This is a genomic window from Leucobacter sp. M11 (genome assembly GCF_035726885.1).
GTDB lineage: Bacteria > Actinomycetota > Actinomycetes > Actinomycetales > Microbacteriaceae > JAPFRB01.
In genome coordinates this window covers 476610-478075 of the sequence record NZ_JAPFRB010000001.1, presented here as the reverse complement: position 1 = coordinate 478075, position 1466 = coordinate 476610, and the positions used below count along the sequence as shown (strand labels likewise).

Here is a 1466-nt window from a genome sequence, read left to right as displayed (position 1 = left end):
TGGACCCGCCGGAGGTGTGCGCCGGGTTGAGCCCGCCCCGGGTGATGCCGTGTCGGCTGGAGACCCCGGAGGAGAGCATGCCCCAGTCGGGCATCGTGGTCGAGCCGAGGATCACGACCCCGGCCTCCAGGAGCCGGTCCACGGTGGGCGCGTTCGCCGCCGCGAGAGGCGGGTTCGGCAGCGCGGTGCCCGAGGGCTTGGGCTGCCCGGCCCGCGCGATGTTCTCCTTGACCGTCGCGGGCACCCCGTCGAACGGGCTGAGCGGGGTCCCCGCCGCCCAGCGCGCGGTGGACGCCGCGGCGTCGGCGCGCACCTGCGCGGGGTCGTGCAGGAAGAGCGCGTTGAGCTCCGGCTCACGATCGTTGATCCGGGCAAGGACGTCTTCCGCGACCGCGCTCGGGGTGAGGCTTCCCGCCGCGAAGCGATCCGCAAGCGTGCCCGCGTCGAGGTCCGCGAGCCGGGGCTCGGGGCGCTGCTCGGCGGGGGAAGCGGCGGGAACGGGGCTGGTCATGGCGACGGCCTTTCGGGACGGGGCGCCGGGGCGCCGGATGCGGGGAGAGGCGCGGCGTCAGCCGACGCGCTGGAGCTCCTGGCGGAGCGTGAGCGAGGAATCGATGAGCTTGCGCGTGTAGGGGTGCTGCGGGTTTCGGTACACGGTCTCCGTGTCGCCCGCCTCGACGATCTCGCCCGACTGCATCACCACGACGGTGTCGCAGAGGTGGCGGACCACGTTGAGGTCGTGCGAGACGAAGACGAGGGTGAGCTGGTACTCGGCAACCAGATCCGCGAGCAGGTTCAGCACCTGCGCCCGCACCGAGACGTCGAGCGCGCTCACGGGCTCGTCGGCGACCACGACCCGGGGGCGGCAGATGAGCGCCCGGGCGATCGAGATGCGCTGGCGCTGGCCGCCGGAGAACTGGTGCGGGTAGCGGCTGGCGGCCTCCGCGGGCAGGCCGACGGCCGTCAGCATCTCGGCGACCATCCGGGAGCGGTCGGCGGCGCTCTCGCCGCGCCCCGGCACGAGCAGCGGCTCGCTCACGATCTGCTCGACCGTCATCCGGGGGTCGAGGGAGCCCATCGGGTCCTGGAACACGATCTGCAGGTTCTGGCGGAGTTCGCGCAGCTCGCGCTCCTTCGCCCCCGCGACCTCGTTCCCGGCGACGACCGCGCTGCCCGAGGTGGGCTGGTCGAGGCCCGCGAGGATGCGCAGCAGGGTGGACTTGCCGGAGCCGGACTCGCCGACCACGCCGAGGCGCTCGCCGGGCTGGACCTCGAAGGAGATGCCGCGCAACGCCCGAACCTCGGCCGCGGGCCGGAACAGGCTCGTCTTGCTCCGGGTGTAGGTGCGCACGAGATCCGTGACCCGCATGACGGGCTCGACCGCGGGCTCGCGCGGATCGGACGCGGCAGCAGGAGCCTCCGGAGCCATCGGAGTCTCCCGGGCTTCCTGAGTCTCCGATTCCTTC

General features: G+C 73.4%; 2 protein-coding genes. Both read right to left on the bottom strand.

Going from position 1 to position 1466, the window contains the following annotated elements:
- Positions 1 to 511, bottom strand: a 511-nt coding sequence (locus tag OOT08_RS02445; protein ID WP_325090960.1) for an amidase family protein, incomplete at its 3' end; no start/stop codon positions are given.
- Positions 512 to 568: 57 nt separating this feature from the next.
- On the bottom strand, positions 569 to 1466 hold an 898-nt coding region (locus tag OOT08_RS02440), incomplete at its 5' end, for an ATP-binding cassette domain-containing protein (protein ID WP_325090959.1).